This is a genomic window from Pseudomonas sp. BNK-45 (assembly GCF_047456255.1).
Lineage (GTDB): Bacteria > Pseudomonadota > Gammaproteobacteria > Pseudomonadales > Pseudomonadaceae > Aquipseudomonas.
The window spans coordinates 4,522,943-4,542,068 of the sequence record NZ_CP179909.1 but is presented as its reverse complement, the minus strand read 5'-3'; the positions used below and the strand labels follow the sequence as shown (position 1 = coordinate 4,542,068).

The following is a 19,126-nucleotide window of genomic DNA, read 5'->3' as shown; positions in this document are numbered from 1 at the left end:
TATTCGTAAAGGTTTTCCTCTCCATGCGTCGAACCCTGCTTTCCATTTGTGTGCTGCAAGCGTTGTCGTCTACTTCATGGGCTGAACAAGCGCAGGTAAAACCTTCAAGCCTTGAGTTGGACACGGCCGATGTCATCGGCACCGCGACTTATGAACGGGCGGACGGCCCGGTGCAGGGTTACCGCGCGACGCGCTCGGCCAGCGCCACGCGTACCGATACCTCGATCCATGAAACCCCGCAGTCGATCAGCGTGGTCGCGAAGGATGCGGTCGAGGATCTCGGAGCCACTCGTTTGCAGGACGCGCTGGACTACGCCGGGGGCGTGGGGCGGGCGAACAACTTTGGCGGACAGGGGCTGACCACCTTTACCGTTCGTGGCTTCACCACGGGCGAGTTTTACCGCAACGGTTTTCCGATCAACCGCGGCTATCCGAACATGCCGGATGCCAACACCATTGAGCGCCTTGAAGTGCTGCGCGGCCCGGCAACCATGCTTTACGGCCGGGGTGATCCTGGCGGTACTTTCAACGTGGTTTCCAAACAGCCGTTGCCCGAGCGCACGGTCACCCTGGGCAGTCAATTCAACGACCAGGGCATGAAGCGCGGCACGCTGGATGCTTCCGGGCCGCTCGACGAAGAAGGGCGCCTGGCCTATCGACTGAACGTGGTGGGCGAGGGCGGCGACACCTTCCGCGATCATGTCGACACCGAGCGCTACGGCATTGCGCCGGTGCTCACCTGGCAGGTCAGCGATGCGACCCGGCTGATGTTCGAAGGTGATTTCATGCGTAACAACGCGCCTCTGGATCGAGGCATGACCCGTTACGCGAAGCAGGTTGGCAGCGCATCTCGTGACAGTTTTTTCGGTGAAAAAGACGTGGGCAAGTTGCACAACGACAACAACATGGCGCAACTGCGTTTCGACCACCTGCTCAACGACGACTGGACCCTGGGCGGTGGCGTGCAGTGGCTTGATGGTTCGCTCAAGGGCAACGCGGTCGAGGCCAACGGTATTGCCGCCGACGGCCGCACCTTGGGGCGCAATTTCAACTATCGCAAGCTGGAGTGGACCGACCAGGATGTTCAGCTCAACCTGACCGGCCGTTTCGATACCGCCGGTGTGCAGCACACGTTGCTGACCGGCATCGAGTACGAAGACTACGACTACCAGTCGATCATTCACCGCTCCAGCGGCGCTGTCGGTGCGTACCCCATCGACCTCTTCGATCCGGTGTACGGCCAGCCGCGTCCGGCCCTGACCCGCACGCCGACTCATGACCAGGAAAACCTCAAGACTTATGCCGCGTTCGTGCAGGATCAAGTGGCACTGACCGACAAACTGAAAGTGCTGGCCGGGGCGCGTTTCGAACGCTTCGAACATGACTACGAAACCTATGTACCCGGCGGCAGGAGTTGGCAGGCCAGTGACAATGCCGTCACACCGCGCATGGGGGTGAGCTACGACTTGACCGAAACCTTTGCGATCTACGCCGACACCGCTCGCTCGTTCAAGCCCAACACCGGCGCCAGCCGCCTCGGCGGCGGGTTTGCGCCGGAGAAGGGCAAGTCTTATGAAATGGGTATCAAGTGGGAAGCACTGGACCAGCAGTTGAGTGTCGACGCCGCGATCTATCAGATCGAAAAGCGCAACGTCTTGACCACCGACCCAGTTGATTCGACCTTCAGCGTTGCGGCCGGTGAAGTGCGAAGTCGTGGTTTCGATGTCAACGTTGCCGGCAACCTCAGTCCCGAATGGCGCGTGATCGGCGGCTACGCCTATGTCGATGCCGAGGTCACCAAGGACAACGTGCTGCGCTCTGGCACACGGCTGTTGAACATCCCGAAAAACAGCTTCAGCCTGCTGAACATGTACGAGTTCCAGGACGGCATCCTCAAGGACCTGGGCCTGGGTGGCGGACTCAAGTACGTCGACGAGCGCGCCGGGCAAACCGCCAACACCGGGTTTTCGATGGGCAGCTACACCGTTGTCGACTTGCTCAGTTTCTACAAGGTCAATGACAAGGTGCGGCTCAATCTTGACCTGAAAAACCTGTTTGATCGTGAATATGAAGAGGGCGCGTTCGGCAACGTTTACGCCTACCCAGGGGCCCCGCGGACGCTGCAATTGGGCATTGCCTACACCTTGTAGCGAGTGTGTTTTGCCGGCGGGGGCCGAGCTTGGCCTGATGTTACGGCGACCTGCACAGCCACCTCGAAAAAACCAGGGATAGGGCGCTGACCCGGCGCCCGCTCGCTGACGGCGCGTGGGCCTGGCAGTCGAACACCAGGGCACCGGGCAGGCGGTGGCAGATACCCGCGCAATACATAGCGACACTGCTTGGCATGGGCCTGTCAGCGGGACTTGCCGGGTTGCTCGCGGACTCTGACGCCGCAGCCAAAGGTGATCTGCTGGATGATTCGCGCCAACTGAGTCGGTTGCCGGGGCGTCCGACGGCGCCGATTGCTCAATCCGTCGGCGCGGCGCTCAGGCACCCATATCGCCTTGGCCCGCCATAGCGTTGCTTGATGCGCTCAAGCCGCTTCGATCAAAGACTGTCCGGATCGCCAAAGAACATCTGAATCCGCGAACGCAACCAGCGCTCCCCTGGATCGTTATCCTGTGAACCGCGCCAGGCCATGTGCAGTTCAAAACTGCGCACCGGCAGGGGCGGATCTTCAGCACGTACTCCGCCGGCGGCGGTCAGGGCTTCGGCGGTGTAGTCCGGAACGGTGGCGAGGATGTCGGTGCCGGCCAGCAGGGTGCTCAGGCCGTTGAACTGCGGCACGGCGAGCACCACGTGGCGCTTGCGTCCGAGTTTCTCCAGTTCTTCATCGATAAAGCCGCTCAGGTCCCCGGCGAACGACACCAGGGCGTGGGGGCGGGCGCAGAAATCGTCCAGGCTGAGGGCGCCGGGCACGGTGTCGGCCCGCAGCAGTTTGGGCAGGCTGCGGCGCAAGACCTTGCGCTTGGCGTTGGCCGGCAGGTCGGCGGTGTAGCTGACGCCGATGGAGATTTCGCCGGAGGCCAGCAGCGACGGCATCAGCAGGTAGTTGGCCCGACGCACCACCAGGACGATGCCCGGGGCTTCGGCGCGCAAGCGCTTGAGCAGCATCGGCAGCAGGGCAAATTCCACGTCGTCGGAAAGACCGATGCGAAATACGGTGGTGCTGGTGGCGGGATCGAACTCGGCGGCGCGGCTGACGGCGGTGGAAATCGAATCCAGGGCCGGCGAGAGCAGGGCGAAGATTTCCACTGCCCGGGCCGAAGGCTCCATGCTGCGGCCAGTGCGCACGAACAGGGGGTCGTCGAACAGATTGCGCAGGCGCGACAAGGCGGCGCTGATGGCCGGCTGGCCAAGAAACAGCTTCTCGGCGGCGCGGGTCACGCTGCGTTCGTGCATCAGGGTTTCGAACACGATCAACAGGTTCAGGTCGACACGACGCAGGTCATTACGATTCATCTGGAGTCCTGGCAGAGTCAGCGAACTTGACGGAAGCGACCCTCGGGGTAAAAAGGTCGGCGTGAATCTTACGGGTAAAGGCTGGTACTCTGCACCGGCTAAATGTTGTTTGTTTGTAGTCAGGCCGCGCACGGGAAGCGCTGTCCGCCCCGCTTATCAAGGGCACGGAATCAATGACAGACATGTCGACTATTAATAGGCACTGATAGTCTTGCTTTCAAAGCCCGGATAAAGTTCGCGGCATTAGAGGTTAATTTGACGAGGTTTGCGATGTCCCGCACGATTCGTTTTCACAAGTTTGGACCGGCCGAGGTGCTCAAATGCGAAGAGCATGCGGCCTCGTTGCCTGCGCCAGGCGAAGTGCAGGTACGAGTCGAAGCCATTGGTATCAGTTGGTACGACGTGCTCTGGCGGCAGAACCTGGCGTCGTCCCATGCCCGCCTGCCATCGGGCCTGGGGCATGAAATGGCCGGCGTGGTCACCGCAGTGGGCGAGGGCGTCGACGACCTCGCGGTCGGTGACAAGGTTGCCAGCTTTCCTGCCGAAAGTCCCAATGATTATCCGGTCTACGGCGAGCTGATCGTCCTGCCGCGCTCGGCCCTGACCCGCTACCCGGATGTGCTGAGCCCCATCGAGGCGGCCGTGCATTACACGCCGCTGTTGATCGCCTATTTCGCCTACGTTGATCTAGCGCGGGTCAAGCCCGGGCAGTTTGCCCTGGTGACCGACGCCAGTCACTGCGCCGGTCCGTCCTTCGTTCAGTTGGGCAAGGCCCTGGGTGTGCGGGTGATTGCCGCCACCAAGACCGCAGAAGAGCGTGAGTACCTGTTGTCCCTGGGAGCCGAAAAAGTCATCGTCACCGAGGAGCAGGACCTGCTGATGCAGATCAACAAGCTCACCGACAACCGTGGGGTCGACGTGGTGTTCGATGGTCTGGGCGGTCCACAGATGTCGATGCTTGGTGACGTCCTGGCGCCCCGAGGCAGCCTGGTGCTGTACGGCTTGCAAGGCGGCAACCAGACGCCGTTCCCGGCCTGTGCGGCGTTCCAGAAGAACATTCAGTTCTTCGTCCACTGCATCGGCAACTTCACCGGCAAGCCGGAGCTGGGGATCATTCAGGATCAGGTGGCGTTGCAGCGTGCGCTGCGCGACATCAACCAGTTGACCGCGGACCGGGTGCTGTTGCCCTTGAAGACCCGGGTCTTTCCTTTCAGCGAGTTTGTCGAAGCGCACCGTTACATGGACGAGTGTCCATGCCGCGAACGGGTGGCGCTTCAGGTCGAACCGGCCTGATGACTCCAACGCCAGGCCTAGCCTGGCGTTTTTGTTTCTCTGCGCCCTGGGCTCGCGGCCGGTTGGCGAAGACCCTCTGGAAAACTGCACGGGGCTCACGGCCCCTTTTGCCAGCCAGCCGACACTTGCAGAAAAGCGCGGCGCTGCGGGATAGATTCCGTCGCGCTGCGGTCAAACTGCCAGTAAACTGCGCTCCATTCCCGAACCATCCTTTTCCAGAGGTTTTGCATGACTCTCAGTCCTTTTGCGGGTAAACCGGCACCGGTTGAATTGCTGGTCGACATCCCGCGACTGGTTACGGCGTATTACACCGGTCAACCCGATGCCTCGGTGCCTACCCAGCGCGTGGCTTTCGGCACCTCCGGGCATCGCGGCAGTTCGTTCGATCTGAGTTTCAATGAATGGCACGTCCTGGCCATCAGTCAGGCCATTTGCCTGTACCGTGAATCCCAGGGCATCAATGGCCCGTTGTTCGTGGGCATCGACACCCACGCCCTGTCGACCCCGGCCGGGGCCAGCGCTCTGGAAGTCCTGGCGGCCAACGGCGTGACCGTGATGATCGCTGCCGGTGACGAGTACACCCCGACCCCGGCGGTGTCCCATGCCATTCTCTGCTACAACCGCGGCCGGACCTCGGGCCTGGCGGACGGGATCGTCATCACGCCTTCCCACAACCCGCCACAAAGCGGTGGCTACAAGTACAACCCCACCAATGGCGGCCCGGCCGACACCCATATCACCAAGTGGATCGAGGCCAAGGCCAACGAACTGCTGGCGGCCAAGCTCGCCGGAGTCAAGCGCATCAGCTACGAGCAAGCGCTGAAGGCTGATACCACACATCGCCATGACTACCTCAATACCTACGTCGCCGACCTGATCAACGTCATCGACTTCGACGCCATCCGCAACGCCAAGCTGCGCCTGGGCGTGGATCCGCTGGGTGGAGCAGGGGTGCGCTACTGGTCGGCCATCGCCGAGCACTACCGTCTTGATCTGGACGTGGTGAACCAGCAAGTGGATGCCACCTTCCGCTTCATGTCGGTGGACTGGGACGGACAGATCCGCATGGACCCATCCTCCAGCTACGCCATGCAAGGATTGATCGGCCTGAAAGAGCGCTTCGACGTGGCTTTTGCCTGTGACCCCGATCACGACCGCCACGGCATCGTCACCCCTAGCGGCGGCCTGCTGGCACCGAACAACTACCTGGCGGTGTCCATCGATTACCTGTTCCAGAACCGTCCGCAATGGCGCGCCGACGCCGCCGTGGGCAAGACCGTGGTCAGCAGTGGCCTGATCGATCGGGTGGCGGCGCGTCTGGGCCGTCGCCTGTACGAAGTGCCCGTGGGCTTCAAGTGGTTTGCCGACGGCCTGTTCGACGGCTCCCTGGGCTTTGGCGGGGAAGAAAGTGCCGGTGCCTCGTTCCTGCGCAAGGACGGTGGCGTCTGGTGCACCGACAAGGACGGCCTGATCCCGTCGCTGCTGGCCGCTGAAATGACCGCTCGTACCGGTCGTGATCCGAGTCAGGCCTACCGCGCCCTGTGCGACGAGCTGGGCGAACCTTTCTCGGTACGGGTCGATGCCAAGGCCAACCCGCAGCAAAAGGCCTTGCTCAGCAAGCTTTCGCCGCAACAGGTGACCTCGACCCAGCTCGCCGGCGAACCGATCCAGCAGATCCTCAGTCAGGCCCCGGGCAACGATCAGGCCATTGGTGGCCTGAAAGTCATGACCGAGAACGGCTGGTTCGCCGCCCGGCCATCGGGCACCGAGGACATCTACAAGATCTACGCCGAGAGCTTCATCGGTGACGATCACCTCAAGCAGCTGGTGCAGGAAGCCCAGGCCCTGGTGGACGCCGCCATCAGCGGCAACTGATTCACGCCAAAGCCGGCTCGCCGGCCAATAAAAAGGGGCGACCTTCATGGTCGCCCCTTTTTTTTGCCACAGCGCTTTTATTGGTCGCAGCGCTTCACGCCAGATCCACCAGCACGATCTCACTGTCCTGCAGCGCGCTCACTCGCAGCACTCGTTCGTCCTCGACCGCAACCCCATCTCGAGCTTCGGCGCGCAAGCCGTTGATCTCGATCGCTCCGGTAGCCGGCACCAGGTAGGCCCGGCGTCCAGCGTCCAGATGGTACTCGGCGGTTTCCCCAGCCTTCAGGTTGGCCGCCACCAGCCGTGCGTCGGCTCGAATGCGCAAGCTTTCCTCGTCGCCGTCCTTGCCGCTGGCCAGGGTCACAAAACCCTCGCGCAGCCCCTTGGGAAAAGGCTTGGCGCCCCAGGACGGCGCAGAACCGGCCTGGTTGGGAACGATCCAGATCTGGAAGATCTTGGTCGGCGTGGCTTCCAGGTTGTATTCGCTGTGGGCGATCCCGGTCCCGGCGCTCATGACCTGCACATCGCCGGCCTCGGTGCGGCCCTTGTTGCCCAGGTTGTCCTGATGGCTGATGGCGCCTTCGCGGACGTAGGTAATGATTTCCATGTCCCGGTGCGGGTGCTGGGGAAAACCGGTGCCGGGAGCGATCACGTCATCGTTCCAGACCCGCAGGTTGCCCCAGTGCATGCGCTTGGGGTCGTAGTACTCGGCGAAGGAAAAGTGGTGATGAGCATCCAGCCAGCCGTGGTGTGCGCCGCCCAGGGAGCTGAAGGGTCTGAGTTCAAGCATGATCGTCTCCTCATGAGGCTTCGCCATGGCGCCTTGTACCCGGGCCAAAAACGATAACCGTTGGTTGATGGCGTGCATCTTCTATCAGTCATAGATCGATAAAAAGCGCAAAAAATGCCGTAATCCAATCGTAAAATTAGATGATTATTTTGTCGGAATCTTGGTGTTAAACCTTCGGTTCATCGCTTAAGTTAATGACCTGCAAGCAATTCGCTGGATACCAGGAATAAATCCGGCGACCATTACCGCTCAGTCTCACCCCCTTGGAGTCCGCGTGTCGCAACACAATCCCGATCTGCCCCCCGAGCTTTTGCCCCTGGCCCAGATGCCCCTGTTGAAGCGCCTGGCTGCGCGCTTCTTCGGTCATGGCCTGAACCGCCTGCGGGCCCAGCATCGGGCCTCCTGGCTGCACGGTCAGGCCGACGGCTTTCGCAGCGGTCACACGGCGGGAGTGGAGTACGGCTACAAGGAGGGCCGGCTTGAGGGGCTGGAAGAAGGCCGTCAGGTGTTGTTGATCCGCGACAGCCGCAACACCGAGCACCGGCCGCCAGGGGTGGATGACCGGTTGTTCGACGACTGGCGCCTGCCGCTGAGTGCCGAGCTGAAGAAGCGCTTCAAGGCCGATGTCGCCCGCTTGTTGCCGGCCCGGGCCCAGCCCAGTGCCGCTCAGTGGAAGATGATCTTCAGCGACACACCGGCCACGGCGGTGATTGCCGGGGCCGGGGCCGGCAAGTCGACGTCGCTGGTGCTGCGTCTGTTGCTGCTCAGCCACTACCTGGGATTCGAGCTGGATTCGATGACCGTGGTGACCTTCACCCGGGAGTCGCGCAAGGACTTCATCGGCAAGCTGGTGGAAGTCTTCGCCCTGTGGGGACGGGTACTGGCTCCCCGCGAAGCCCGGGACCTGGTGCGCACCTTCCATTCGCGGATCCTGCCCATGGTGCGCAGCCTGCCGGGGCTGGAGCGCTTGCAGGCCTTCGAGAACCTCAGCGAGCGCCAGCCAGGTGCCGAGGACGAGGTGGACAGCAACCCCTTCGATCTGCGCATCAACGATGCCCAGCGCCAGCACCTCAATGCCTGCTATCAGGCGCTGTATCGCAGTGACGAGCGCTTCCGCCGGGCTTTGCAACCCTTGGCGCGCCACGCCCTGCAGCTCAGGGAGCTGGAGCGCGATCACCCCGATGTGCAAAAGCGCGTGGCGGTCACCGAGTTGGCGGCCAAGCGTGACGAAGAGCTGTGCGACACCGTGGAAGACCTATGGCTGCGTGCCGGTGCCTGGCCGATTCAGGGGATCGAGCCTCGGCGCCAGAGTTTCTTGATCAACGGTTCGACCTTCTATTGCCATGGTTATGCCGCCGAGCTGGATGCCTGGGTCGTACTCGGCTTCGATCCTCGGGAGAGCCCGCAGATCACCCGGCCCGGGGCCAAGCTGACGGTGCGCGCCGAGTGCGCTGTAAAGCGCACCCTGTTTCAAGCTTTCTACCGTAAGCCTTTGATTTGGCTCGATAGTTATGAAGGAGCAAAGCGCGTCTCAGGGGCCTTTTCTGCCCAGGTCAGTGCGGGGCCGGGTTTCGATTATCGGGTCAAGGGCGAGCTGGCCTCGGCCCCCTTGCTGGACTGCTTTGTAGCGGCGGCCGGCTTTATCGAGAACCTGGGACTGGAGGTCGGGGACGCCGTAGCCGGCATGAGCTTTGCCCAGGACGACCCGGATCGTTTCTTCTTCGAGGCCTTGAGCCTGTTCTGGCGGGCCCTGGAGGACCACCTGCTGGACCAGTCGCCGCCCATCATGAGCTACAACCGGATGTTCGCCCTGTTCAGCGAGCGCTCGCCGGAAAACTTCAAGCTGCTCAGCGATGCCTGCCTGCGGCCGATGTCGCACCTGATGATCGACGAATTTCAGGATGTGTCGCCGCAGATCGTCTCCTGGATCAAGGCCAGCCTTGGCGAGATCCGCCGCCGTGGCGCGGCCTTGAACCTGGGGCGCGGGGCCCAGAATTCATCCTTGCTCTGTGTCGGTGACGACTGGCAGTCGATCTACGGCTGGCGCGGCAGCTCGCCGAAGTACTTCATCGAATTCAACAAGGAGTTCCCGTCGCCGGGCACCACGCGGGTGATGCTCAGCGAGAACTACCGCAGTCACCAGCACGTGATCGACGCTGCCGAGCACATTGTCCGCGCTGCCCCGGCCATTGCCGGCAAGAAGGCCAAGGCTGTTGGCCAGGACAGGGAGCTGTGGCCGGTGCAGGTGCTGGATCGGGACGACCAGGACTTGGCTCGGCGCCTGGCAGAGCATTACCGTCAGGGTGATTCAATCTTGATGCTGTTTCGAAAAACAAGCGATAAGTTGTTGATTGAGCAGCATATTTCTCAAATAGTTAATGTTGATTCTAGCTTGCCGCCGGCGGCCCGCCGGCTCAAGCAACTGACCTATCACAGCGCCAAAGGCCTGCAGGCGGATGCCGTGTTCCTGCTGGGCGATTGCCAGCACCTGAGCAGTTCACCCTACAAGAACCAGGTCTATCGGCAGGCCGGGCTGGGCAAGGATGGCGACGCGGAGCCTTACGACAATGCGCAGAAGGACGAGATCCTGCGCCTGGCCTACGTGGGCATCACCCGCGCGGTCAAGCATTGCTACTGGTACGTCGATCCCCAGGAGTCGACGGCGGGCAATGCGCCCAAGGCTTCGGACCGGGTGCCGGGCGACAAGCCATATTTTTCCGACCTGCGGCAGCGAGCATGAAAAAGCCCGCCGGTCAGGCGGGCTTCAGTCGAGGCGGCCGCGTATCAGGCCTTGAGCGCCAGAGAGGGGGCAAAGGCCTCCAGTTCGTCCTCCACAGCCTCGATTATTCGTTCGACATCCGCTGCGCTCATCACCGTGGCACAGGGAATGCCGGCGATGGCAATCATGGTTTCGCCGCTGGCACGGTCGAACAGCCGGGCGATCATGCTGCCGGGTGCATCCATGCTGGCTTCGAAGCCCAAGGGATGGAAATGCCAGCGCATCAGCTGGCAGGCGTTGGGAAAGGTGACTTTACTGGCCCAGACTCTGTTCATCGGTGGCCCACCCTGATTCATTGAGCGCTTCCTTGTGCTCGCGGTAGGGACGAGCGGATCGTCATTGATCTGCTCGCTTGAGGCTATAAAAGTAGCACCGGCTGATGACAGCTCGGCGTTTTTTTGCCCACCGTCCGGCAGTTGTCTGTCGGATTCATGATGCAGGTCATGTCTTGGCGGGCAGTGCCATCGTCGTGCCACGATCCGCATCGCGCGGGTGGTCGTTGAAGCCGCTGCGCAAGTTCGGCAAGCTGCGCCTTTTCCTGTTCGAGAAACCTATGTCTGTCCCTGATGACGGGCCGCTGCTGACCCAGGCCACCGGTGAAACCGTGATGCGTTATCACCTGTGCTGGAAGCACCGCGACCTTGATGGCGTGATGGCGCTGTATCACCCCGAGATTCAGTACAACGACTTTTTCCAGAATCGCACCCTGGGCCTCGACGAGCTGCGCGAGTATGTGCAGGCCAGCATGCCCCGGGCCCCGGACGAGGCCCTGGAGCATTGCGACCGGATTCGCCTGGATGGCGACACGGCCTTCATCCAGTACCAGGTGACCTTGCGTGGCGGCCAGGGGCTGGTGTCGTTCCGCTCCAGCGAAGCCATCACCGTGCGTGACGGGCTGATCTGGCGGGTCAATGAGTACGCCTCCCTGGTGCATGCGCCCGGGGCGGGCAAGGCTTCCGGCAGCCAGCGACCGGCCGTCAGCCGCCTGGGCCTGTCGCCGCGCCAGTTGGGGTTCATGGCCGAGGACCTGCAGCAGTATTTTCAGCGTCAGCAGCCGTACCTCGACCCGGAACTGGACCTGCAGCGGGTGGCCCGCGAATGCGGCTATAGCCGCAATCAGATTTCCTATCTGCTCAATCAGGTGCTGGGGCAGAGTTTCTACCGCTATGTCAATCAGGCGCGCCTGCAGCATGTGCTGAGCGCCCTCGACCAGGCGACACCGCCGCTGCGGGTCGACGAGTTGGCCTTTGCTGCCGGGTTCAATTCACTCTCAGCGTTCTACAGCTGTTTCCGCCAGCACACCGGGCAGTCGCCCAAGGCCTACGTCAGGCAAATTTCTTTGCGTGCCCGCGCGCAAGACAACCCCTGAATACAGGCACTAGGATCGCCGCATTCGAAATTCGGGTTGCGGAGTGCTTGCATGCCAGCGTGGCGCAGTATCAGTTTGTGGATGGACCAGCTCGACGAGCCGCTGTTGCCGCGGCCAGCGCTCGAGCAGGACCTGGACCTGGACGTGGCGATCATCGGTGCCGGTTACACCGGCCTGTGGACAGCCTACTACCTCAAGCGCCAGGCACCGCAGCTCAAGATCGCAGTGATCGAGGCCCAGACCGCAGGTTTTGGCGCCTCGGGCCGCAATGGCGGCTGGCTGATGGGCAATCTGCTGGGGGAGGACCGGTTGCTGGCCGGGCTGTCGCCGCAGCAGCGCCGGGCTTCCTACGAGCTGCTGCATGGCATTCCCGATGAAGTGGCCAGCGTCCTCCAGCGCGAAGGCATCGATTGTGACTATCGCAAGGGCGGAGTGCTGTACTGCGCGGCCCGCTATCCCGAGCAGGAAACCAGCCTGCGCCAGTACCTGGACAAGCTCTACGCCCAGGGCCTGGAGCCGGACGACTACCACTGGCTGGACCCGCAACAACTGGCCCAGCAGATCCGCGTGGCCAAGCCCTATGGCGGCATCTACGCCAAGCATTGCGCGACCATCCAGCCGGCCAGGCTGGTGCGAGGCCTGGCCCGGGCGGTGGAACGCCTGGGGGTGAGCATCTACGAGAACAGTCCGGTGAGCCACTGGCAGTCCGGCAGCCTCAAGACCGCCAGGGCCGCCGTGCGCAGTCACTGGATAGTGCCGGCGGTGGAGGGTTATTCGGTGACCCTGCCACCCCTGGGTCGGTATCAACTGCCGGTGCAAAGCCTGCTGGTGGCCACCGAGCCGCTGGCGGAGTCGGTCTGGGACGAGATCGGCCTGAGCCAGGGCCAGGCCTTCAGCGAGAGCAGTCGCCAGGTCACCTACGGCCAGCGGTCCCGGGACAATCGCCTGGTGTTCGGCGCCCGTGGTGGCTATCAGTTCGCCGGCAAGCTGCGCCATGACTTCGACCTGACCCGGGACGAAGTGGAGCTGCGCCGCTACCTGTTCGGTGAACTGTTCCCGCAACTCAAGAACGTGCGCATCACCCATTCCTGGGGCGGCAACCTGGGCATGTCCCGGCACTTCAAGCCGCACATGCTGTGCGACCGGCACAAGGGCATCGCGCTGTCCGGCGGCTACGGCGGAGAGGGGGTCGGTGCCAGCAACCTGGGGGGGCGGACCCTGGCCGACCTGATTCTCGAGCGCGACAGCGCGCTGGTCCGCCAACCCTGGGTGCTGCCGCAAAGCCGCCTGGAAGCCCTGCGTGCCTGGGAGCCGGAGCCCTGTCGGTGGCTGGGTTACAACGCAATCATTCGCAGCTTCGTTCATGAAGACCAGACCCTGGCCAACCCCGCGTCGGCCCCGTGGCGGCGGCGCATGGCCAGCCGGGTCGCCGGGTTCATGGAAGGCTTGATGCACTGAATCGGTTTTTTGTAGCGAACGATGTCCGTTTGAATGTCCAGTGAAAGGTAGAGCCCATGAGCATCACGCAATTCAAGAACACCGCCAGTGTCACCCTGGAGCCCTCGACGCCGGTCGCCGTGCCCCTGGGCACCCCGGTGGCGATGACCTCAGTGACCGCCGTCGAGCGCGACGACGGGGTCGAGACCGGGATCTGGGAGTGCACTCCGGGGCGCTGGCGGCGACAGATCGTCGCCCAGGAGTTCTGTCACTTCATCCAGGGGCGTTGCACCTTCACCCCCGACGATGGCGAGCCACTGCACATAGAAGCCGGCGATGCACTGATGTTGCCGGCCAACAGCACCGGGATCTGGGACATCCAGGAAACGGTGCGCAAGACCTACGTCCTGATTTACTGATCCCCTTGATTGCCTGCCAATAACAAAACCAGCCACAGGTAACGATCCATGATCCGCAAGAACTCCGCTTTGCTGTTATTCAATGCACTGTTGTTCGGCGCCTCCCTGGCCCAGGCCGCCGACACGGTGAAGATCTACAACTGGTCGGACTACATCGCCCCCGACACCACCAAGGCTTTCCAGAAGGAAACCGGGACAGGTTTCACCTATGACGTCTACGACAGCAACGAGACCCTGGACGGCAAGCTGATGACCGGTAAATCCGGTTACGACGTGGTGTTCCCCTCCAACCATTTCATGGCGCGGCAGATCCAGGGCGGGGCGTTGAAGAAGCTCGACAAGAGCCAGTTGCCCAACTGGAAAAACCTTAACCCGGCGCTGCTCAAAGCGCTGGAGGTCAATGACCCGGGCAACCAGCACGGTTTTCCGTACCTGTGGGGCAGCACCGGGATTGGCTACAACGTGGCCAAGATCAAGGAAGTGCTGGGGGATGACGCACCGCTGGACTCCTGGGACCTGATCTTCAAGCCCGAGTACATGCAGAAGCTGCAGAAGTGCGGCGTGGCGATTCTCGACAACGGCCCCGAACTGATTCCCACAGCCTTGAATTACCTGGGGCTGCCACACCACAGCAAGAACCCGGCGGACTACAAGAAAGCCGAGGCGCTGCTGATGACGGTCCGGCCTTATGTCAGCTACTTCCATTCGTCGAAGTACACCAGCGACCTGGCCAACGGCAATATTTGCGTGGCGGTGGGGTTCTCCGGGGACATCCTGCAAGCGGAGAGCCGGGCCAGGGAAGCGAAGAACGGGGTGGAGATCGGCTATTCGATTCCCAAGGAAGGCTCGCCGATCTGGTTCGACATGGTGGCCATGCCTGTGGACGCACCGGATGAGAAGGCCGGGTATGCCTTTATGAACTACCTGCTGCGTCCGGACGTAATGGCCAACATCAGCAACTACGTGCATTACGCCAATGGCAACCAGCAAGCCGATGCTCTGGTCGATCCAGCGATCAAGAACGACACCAAGGTTTACCCGAGCCCGGCCATGATGGGCACATTGTTCGCCCTGCAAGCCATGCCGCTGGACATCGACCGTATCCGCACCCGCTTGTGGAACAAGATCCGCAGCGGCAACTGATCCCCATACCCACAAGCTGCGTAGGAGCCGGCTTGCCGGCGAAGAGGCCTCAGAGACAAGCACCGCCCTTGAGGACGCCTTCGCTGGCAAGCCAGCTCCTACGAGAACGGAATGTATCAACGAATCAGCCCCGCCGATTTTTGTAGGAGCCGGCTTGCCGGCGAAGAGGCCTCAGAGACAAGCACCGCCCTTGAGGACGCCTTCGCTGGCAAGCCAGCTCCTACGAGAACGGGATGTATCAACGAATCAGCCCCGCCGATTTTTGTAGGAGCCGGCTTGCCGGCGAAGAGGCCTTAGAGACAAGCACCGCCCTTGAGGACGCCTTCGCTGGCAAGCCAGCTCCTACGAGAACGGGATGTATCAACGAATCAGCCCCGCCGATTTTTGTAGGAGCCGGCTTGCCGGCGAAGAGGCCTCAGAGACAAGCACCGCCCTTGAGGACGCCTTCGCTGGCAAGCCAGCTCCTACGAGAACGGGATGTATCAACGAATCAGCCCCGCCGATTTTTGTAGGAGCCGGCTTGCCGGCGAAGAGGCCTCAGAGACAAGCACCGCCCTTGAGGACGCCTTCGCTGGCAAGCCAGCTCCTACGAGAACGGGATGTATCAACGAATCAGCCCCGCCGATTTTTGTAGGAGCCGGCTTGCCGGCGAAGAGGCCTCAGAGACAAGCACTGCCCTTGAGGACGCCTTCGCTGGCAGGGCTACGCCTACAATTGGCTGTTTTCCGGGAGCAGGGCGCCGCCGTCCACTATCAGGGTTTGGCCGGTGATGTAGCCGGCCTGTGGCGAGGCCAGGAACAACATGGCGTAGGCAATGTCCTCAGGCATTCCCAGGCGCCCTAGGGGAATGCCCTTGGCCAGGGTCGCGGCGTCGCCGAGGTTGTCCATGGCTTGGGTGGCGATAAGCCCCGGCTCAACGCCGTTGACGGTGATTCCATACTCCGCCAGTTCCAGTGCCGCTGCGCGAATGAAGCCATTGACCCCCGCCTTGGACGCCGCGTAGTGGGCCAGTCCGGGAATTGCCGTGCGTGGGCCGGTCACCGATGAGGTGACGACGATCCGCGGTGCTCGGGCCCGGCGTAGCGCCGGCAAGGCTGCCTGGGTCAGCCAGAAGCAGCTTTTCAGATTCACCGCCAAGGTGCTGTCGAGGGTCTGCTCCTCAAGCTCGGCCAGCTTCTGCATCGGAAAGATCCCGGCGTTGTGCAGCAGCAGGTCCAGGCCGCCAAAGGCGTCCAAGGTCGCCGCTACCGCCTGTTCGGCGGCTGCCCGGGTGCCGAGGTCCAGGGTCAGCAGCTCCGCTGTTCCGCCAGCCTGACGAATCAGGCGTTGGGTTTCGGCGCCTGACGCAGCGCTGCGGGTGGCCAGCATGACCTTGGCGCCCCCGGCGGCGAACACCTGGGCGATCGCCCGGCCAATACCCTGGCCCGAGCCGGTGACCAGGGCAATGCGTCCGCGCTGTTCCAGGCTCATGACGGCAGGCCTTGCAGGACCTGGCTCAGGCATTGATCCAGCAGCCGATTATGCAGGTCGACCTGCTCTTCGCTGGCGTCCGGGCAGAGCAGGGCCATGTTGTGGAACGGGGTCAGCAAGACCCCGCGATTGAGCAGGTACAGATGCAGATAGGCCTCGATCAGCCCGTGGCGGGCGTGGTGGGCTTCGCCGCCGTTGCGCGGGGCCTGCTGCATGAACAGGTACTCGACCCGGGCGCCGATGCGGGTCACGTGCCAGGGCAGGCGATGCTTGCTGATGATGGCTTCGACCCCAGCCCGCAGGCGTTCGGCCAGCCGGAACATGCGCGCGTAGTTCTCCGGGGTCATCACCTCGCTGAAGGTGGCGCGCATGGCGGCCATCTGCAGGGCGTTGCCGGCCAGGGTGCCGCCGAAGCCGAAGTGATTGATGGCCTGACCCGGCTGAAAATGTGGCAGCACCTGCCAGATCCGCTCGGCCATGGCCCGGCTGCTGCCCCACACGGCCGTGGGAATGCCCCCGGCGATGGATTTGCCGAGGACGAAGAAGTCCGGCTCCAACCCCTGTTCGCCGCAATAGCCTCCCGGTCCGCAGGACAGGGTATGGGTTTCGTCGATGATCAGCGGCACGTCGAAGCGCCGGGTCAGTTCCCGCAGGCCCTGATGAAAGCCCGCTGCCGGCGGCACCATGCCGACGTTGGTCATGAAGGGTTCGGTGAGGACCGCGGCCACGTCGCCGTGGGCCAGGGCCGCCTCCAGGGCCGGCAGGTCGTTGAACTCCACCAGCCGGGTGGTGGCCTGGTGCTGCAGGCCGTTGGCGTGCACGCCGTCGCGGGGAATCATCCGACCCTGGGCGTCGAATTCCACCTGGGATTCGTCGACGCTGCCGTGGTAGTTGCAGTTGAACACCAGGACCTTCTGCCGCCCGGTGATCATCCGGCACAGGCGCAGGACAAAGCGGTTGGCGTCGGTGGCCGAGGTGGTGACCTGCCAGTAAGGTAGGCCAAAGCGCCGGCTCAGCTCCTTGCCGACCCACAGGCTGTCGGCAGTGGGCAGCATCAGGGTCGAGCCATGCAGCGCCTGTTCGGCGATGGCTGCGGCCACGGCCGGCTGGGCGTGACCGAACATGGCGCCGGTGTCGCCCAGGGCAAAGTCCACGTATTCATGGCCGTCGCAGTCGGTAAGGGTGGCGCCCCGGGCATCGGCCACCATGATCGGGTAGGCGCCGGGCCATTGCTGCATCCAGTGCAATGGCGCGCCGTACAGCCAATGCTGGAGGTTTTGCTGGTAGAAGGCGCCGGAGCGCGGGTGTTGTTCGGCGAACCGTTGCAGTTCGCCCTGGTAGCTGTTGGCGACGCGTTGCAGATCGAGACCCAGAGTCATGAGTGTGTCCTGTGCGATAGGTGGGCGGGCCGTTGCTGGCGGTGGAGCCGGCGCTGGGCCTGCATGGCGCTGGAATCAGCCGTGATGGGTGCGATTGAGCACCCGAGCCAGAGCCCCCACCGGGAAGTTGGCGGCATGGCTGAAGTCCGTGCCCTGATAGCCGAAGATCTTGCCGTCGCTGCGTCCGGCCTGCAGGTCGATCAGCACCAGGCCCAGGGTCGGGACGATCTTCTCGCGCCAGACGAACAGGTACAGCTGCTCGGCGACCTTGTAGTAATGACAGCGATCGGTGTCCGCCAGGCCTTGTTCCACGCCCTTGAGGCATTGCCAGCTGTAGAAGTTGGCGTTGAGGTAGACATGCTCATAGGCCTCGCTGGTGCTGTAGATGTACTGGTTGCGCAGGCCGATCAGTTCATCGCTGGGCGAGTGCCGCGGCGTCTCGGCTCGGGCGGGCACATCAACGCTGCCATGCAGGAATTGGGCTTTGACCGAGGTCAACTCGCCACCGGACAGGGCGCGGCTGAACAGGTCCACGCTGCACTCGGCCTGCGTCGGCATCTGGCCGATGACGGCGGTGAAGCACTGTTGTTGCAGGTCCAGGACCAGGCTCACCGAGTGGGTCCGGCCTTGCTCCTGCTTGAGGAAGTCCACCAGGTAGATGCCCGGGCGCACCGAGGTGGCGCGATAGGGCCGTGCGGCGCTCGCCGGTTCGCCAGGGGCGTTCCAGCTGAGGGTCTGGGTGTCGAACCGGTGTTCGATCTGCCAGCCATTATCGAAGTACAGGGTCAGGGTGCGACCGGCCAGATCATCGATCGCGGGAAGGATGTGGTTGTCGCTGGCAAAACCGTCCGCCAGGGCGCCGACGGTGATCCATTCAGGTTGCTGATTCATGGCAAGGCTCTTGTCTGCCGAAGGAGAGCCCCATGTTCGATCCGTGCAGCGGCGCTGCCCATCAACCACATGGTTGAGGTGTGGCGCTCAAAGGAACAGCGAACTCACCAGTTCGGTGCGATTGCCGACGCCGACCTTGCGGAACAGGTTGATCAGGTGGGTCTTGACCGTGGGCAGGCCCAGCTCCAGGCGCCTGGCGATGGTCTTGTTGTCGGCGCCGTCCCGGAGCAGCCAGGCGATTTCCCGCTCCCGGGGCGTGAGGGCGGACAGGCGCTGGTCGACCTGGGAGTAGGGCGCCAGGGCGGCGATTTCCAGCAGCCCCTGCAAGGCATGCAGGGTCTGCAGTTCGTCAACGCGGAAATGCCCCAGGGCGTGGTTCCGCAGCAGTGACAGGCCGGCGATGGGGCGCTCGCCGTCGCAGGCCAGGATTTCCACCACGTCGAGCACGCCGTGGCGTTGCAGAAACCCCTGGTAGACCTCGGAAGCGTGGCGGCCCTGGTGGGCCATGCCCATGTGCAGCGACAGCACCGGGCGCCCCGCGGCGGCGCAGTGGCGCGGTTGCAGCGGGTCATAGTGGCGGTAGCGTTGCAGGTAGGCCTGGTGCATCGGCTCGGGCATGCAGTACAGCGAAAAGTCCCGGGCCTGCAATTGCGGGTCGATGCGGTAGAAGGCGCAGAGGGTGGCGGGCACCACCCGGGTGAAGGCGGCAATGCAACGCTGTCCCAGCTCATGGACCCCGGGCAGTGAAGCGGACGCGGTCATGGATGTCTCCTGGCTGCCCGTGGAGGCAGCGGCTTCGGGAATGGGGCTGGTTATCTG

The 19,126-nt window shown here is 63.1% G+C and carries 15 protein-coding genes; 8 read left to right on the top strand and 7 right to left on the bottom strand.

Going from position 1 to position 19,126, the window contains the following annotated elements:
* Window positions 1–23: 23 nt before the first annotated feature.
* A complete protein-coding gene (locus ACMGG8_RS20345; RefSeq protein ID WP_414158288.1) occupies window positions 24–2,150 on the top strand; it encodes a TonB-dependent siderophore receptor in 2,127 nt (708 codons plus the stop codon).
* 397 nt (window positions 2,151–2,547) lie between these two features.
* On the opposite strand, the gene ACMGG8_RS20340 is transcribed toward ACMGG8_RS20345, so the two are convergent.
* Window positions 2,548–3,462 (bottom strand): LysR family transcriptional regulator, encoded by a 915-nt coding sequence (locus ACMGG8_RS20340; RefSeq protein ID WP_060839124.1) that lies wholly within the window; start codon window positions 3,460–3,462, stop codon window positions 2,548–2,550.
* A 270-nt stretch (window positions 3,463–3,732) separates the two neighbouring features.
* Between ACMGG8_RS20340 and ACMGG8_RS20335 the strand changes: the two genes are divergently transcribed.
* Window positions 3,733–4,755, top strand: coding sequence for a zinc-dependent alcohol dehydrogenase family protein (locus ACMGG8_RS20335; protein WP_060839125.1), 1,023 nt, complete (start codon window positions 3,733–3,735; stop codon window positions 4,753–4,755).
* 228 nt (window positions 4,756–4,983) lie between these two features.
* Entirely contained in the window at window positions 4,984–6,630 is a 1,647-nt protein-coding gene (pgm, locus tag ACMGG8_RS20330; protein WP_129406002.1) for a phosphoglucomutase (alpha-D-glucose-1,6-bisphosphate-dependent), read from the top strand.
* A 94-nt stretch (window positions 6,631–6,724) separates the two neighbouring features.
* Here the strand turns inward: pgm and ACMGG8_RS20325 are convergent, their stop codons facing one another.
* The gene (locus ACMGG8_RS20325) at window positions 6,725–7,420 is read right to left on the bottom strand and encodes a pirin family protein (protein WP_060843481.1); all 696 of its coding nucleotides are present in this window, start codon (window positions 7,418–7,420) and stop codon (window positions 6,725–6,727) included.
* A gap of 274 nt (window positions 7,421–7,694) precedes the next feature.
* Between ACMGG8_RS20325 and ACMGG8_RS20320 the strand changes: the two genes are divergently transcribed.
* Window positions 7,695–10,160, top strand: a complete 2,466-nt coding sequence (locus ACMGG8_RS20320; protein ID WP_414158287.1) for a UvrD-helicase domain-containing protein — start codon at window positions 7,695–7,697, stop codon at window positions 10,158–10,160.
* A gap of 44 nt (window positions 10,161–10,204) precedes the next feature.
* On the opposite strand, the gene ACMGG8_RS20315 is transcribed toward ACMGG8_RS20320, so the two are convergent.
* Window positions 10,205–10,474 carry a DUF1652 domain-containing protein gene (locus ACMGG8_RS20315; RefSeq protein ID WP_042941150.1) on the bottom strand — a complete coding sequence of 90 codons (270 nt, stop codon included), beginning with the start codon at window positions 10,472–10,474 and terminating at the stop codon, window positions 10,205–10,207.
* Between the two features lie 278 nt (window positions 10,475–10,752).
* On the opposite strand from ACMGG8_RS20315, the gene ACMGG8_RS20310 reads away from it, so the two are divergent.
* The 4 genes from ACMGG8_RS20310 to ACMGG8_RS20295 are packed head-to-tail and all read left to right on the top strand — an operon-like array spanning window position 10,753 to window position 14,567.
* A complete protein-coding gene (locus tag ACMGG8_RS20310) occupies window positions 10,753–11,568 on the top strand; it encodes a helix-turn-helix transcriptional regulator (protein ID WP_060845123.1) in 816 nt (271 codons plus the stop codon).
* A 51-nt stretch (window positions 11,569–11,619) separates the two neighbouring features.
* Window positions 11,620–13,026 carry an NAD(P)/FAD-dependent oxidoreductase gene (locus ACMGG8_RS20305; RefSeq protein ID WP_414158286.1) on the top strand — a complete coding sequence of 469 codons (1,407 nt, stop codon included), beginning with the start codon at window positions 11,620–11,622 and terminating at the stop codon, window positions 13,024–13,026.
* Between the two features lie 56 nt (window positions 13,027–13,082).
* Window positions 13,083–13,424 carry a cupin domain-containing protein gene (locus ACMGG8_RS20300; protein ID WP_129406006.1) on the top strand — a complete coding sequence of 114 codons (342 nt, stop codon included), beginning with the start codon at window positions 13,083–13,085 and terminating at the stop codon, window positions 13,422–13,424.
* 48 nt (window positions 13,425–13,472) lie between these two features.
* Window positions 13,473–14,567: a polyamine ABC transporter substrate-binding protein gene (locus tag ACMGG8_RS20295; protein ID WP_414158285.1), complete on the top strand. Its 1,095-nt coding sequence runs from the start codon at window positions 13,473–13,475 to the stop codon at window positions 14,565–14,567.
* Between the two features lie 708 nt (window positions 14,568–15,275).
* On the opposite strand, the gene ACMGG8_RS20290 is transcribed toward ACMGG8_RS20295, so the two are convergent.
* From ACMGG8_RS20290 to ACMGG8_RS20275, 4 genes are all read right to left on the bottom strand, one after another.
* Window positions 15,276–16,037, bottom strand: a complete 762-nt coding sequence (locus ACMGG8_RS20290; protein WP_060843485.1) for an SDR family oxidoreductase — start codon at window positions 16,035–16,037, stop codon at window positions 15,276–15,278.
* Window positions 16,034–17,416 (bottom strand): aspartate aminotransferase family protein, encoded by a 1,383-nt coding sequence (locus ACMGG8_RS20285; RefSeq protein ID WP_060839133.1) that lies wholly within the window; start codon window positions 17,414–17,416, stop codon window positions 16,034–16,036. The genes ACMGG8_RS20290 and ACMGG8_RS20285 overlap by 4 nt, the downstream gene beginning before the upstream one ends.
* Before the next feature lie 75 nt (window positions 17,417–17,491).
* The gene (locus ACMGG8_RS20280; protein WP_414158284.1) at window positions 17,492–18,307 is read right to left on the bottom strand and encodes a molybdenum cofactor biosynthesis F family protein; all 816 of its coding nucleotides are present in this window, start codon (window positions 18,305–18,307) and stop codon (window positions 17,492–17,494) included.
* 87 nt (window positions 18,308–18,394) lie between these two features.
* Complete coding sequence (locus ACMGG8_RS20275; protein WP_414158283.1) at window positions 18,395–19,069, bottom strand: helix-turn-helix transcriptional regulator; 675 nt, start codon at window positions 19,067–19,069, stop codon at window positions 18,395–18,397.
* Between the last annotated feature and the right edge of the window lie 57 nt (window positions 19,070–19,126).

What these genes read in the sequence shown, in the direction of transcription:
- ACMGG8_RS20345 (WP_414158288.1), top strand. Translation starts at nt 24, where the DNA reads ATGCGTCGAACCCTGCTTTCCATTTGTGTGCTGCAAGCGTTGTCGTCT.
- ACMGG8_RS20280 (WP_414158284.1), bottom strand. Translation starts at nt 18,307, where the DNA reads ATGAATCAGCAACCTGAATGGATCACCGTCGGCGCCCTGGCGGACGGT.
- ACMGG8_RS20325 (WP_060843481.1), bottom strand. Translation starts at nt 7,420, where the DNA reads ATGCTTGAACTCAGACCCTTCAGCTCCCTGGGCGGCGCACACCACGGC.
- ACMGG8_RS20290 (WP_060843485.1), bottom strand. Translation starts at nt 16,037, where the DNA reads ATGAGCCTGGAACAGCGCGGACGCATTGCCCTGGTCACCGGCTCGGGC.
- pgm (WP_129406002.1), top strand. Translation starts at nt 4,984, where the DNA reads ATGACTCTCAGTCCTTTTGCGGGTAAACCGGCACCGGTTGAATTGCTG.
- ACMGG8_RS20275 (WP_414158283.1), bottom strand. Translation starts at nt 19,069, where the DNA reads ATGACCGCGTCCGCTTCACTGCCCGGGGTCCATGAGCTGGGACAGCGT.
- ACMGG8_RS20305 (WP_414158286.1), top strand. Translation starts at nt 11,620, where the DNA reads ATGCCAGCGTGGCGCAGTATCAGTTTGTGGATGGACCAGCTCGACGAG.
- ACMGG8_RS20285 (WP_060839133.1), bottom strand. Translation starts at nt 17,416, where the DNA reads ATGACTCTGGGTCTCGATCTGCAACGCGTCGCCAACAGCTACCAGGGC.
- ACMGG8_RS20340 (WP_060839124.1), bottom strand. Translation starts at nt 3,462, where the DNA reads ATGAATCGTAATGACCTGCGTCGTGTCGACCTGAACCTGTTGATCGTG.
- ACMGG8_RS20300 (WP_129406006.1), top strand. Translation starts at nt 13,083, where the DNA reads ATGAGCATCACGCAATTCAAGAACACCGCCAGTGTCACCCTGGAGCCC.
- ACMGG8_RS20295 (WP_414158285.1), top strand. Translation starts at nt 13,473, where the DNA reads ATGATCCGCAAGAACTCCGCTTTGCTGTTATTCAATGCACTGTTGTTC.
- ACMGG8_RS20315 (WP_042941150.1), bottom strand. Translation starts at nt 10,474, where the DNA reads ATGAACAGAGTCTGGGCCAGTAAAGTCACCTTTCCCAACGCCTGCCAG.
- ACMGG8_RS20335 (WP_060839125.1), top strand. Translation starts at nt 3,733, where the DNA reads ATGTCCCGCACGATTCGTTTTCACAAGTTTGGACCGGCCGAGGTGCTC.
- ACMGG8_RS20310 (WP_060845123.1), top strand. Translation starts at nt 10,753, where the DNA reads ATGTCTGTCCCTGATGACGGGCCGCTGCTGACCCAGGCCACCGGTGAA.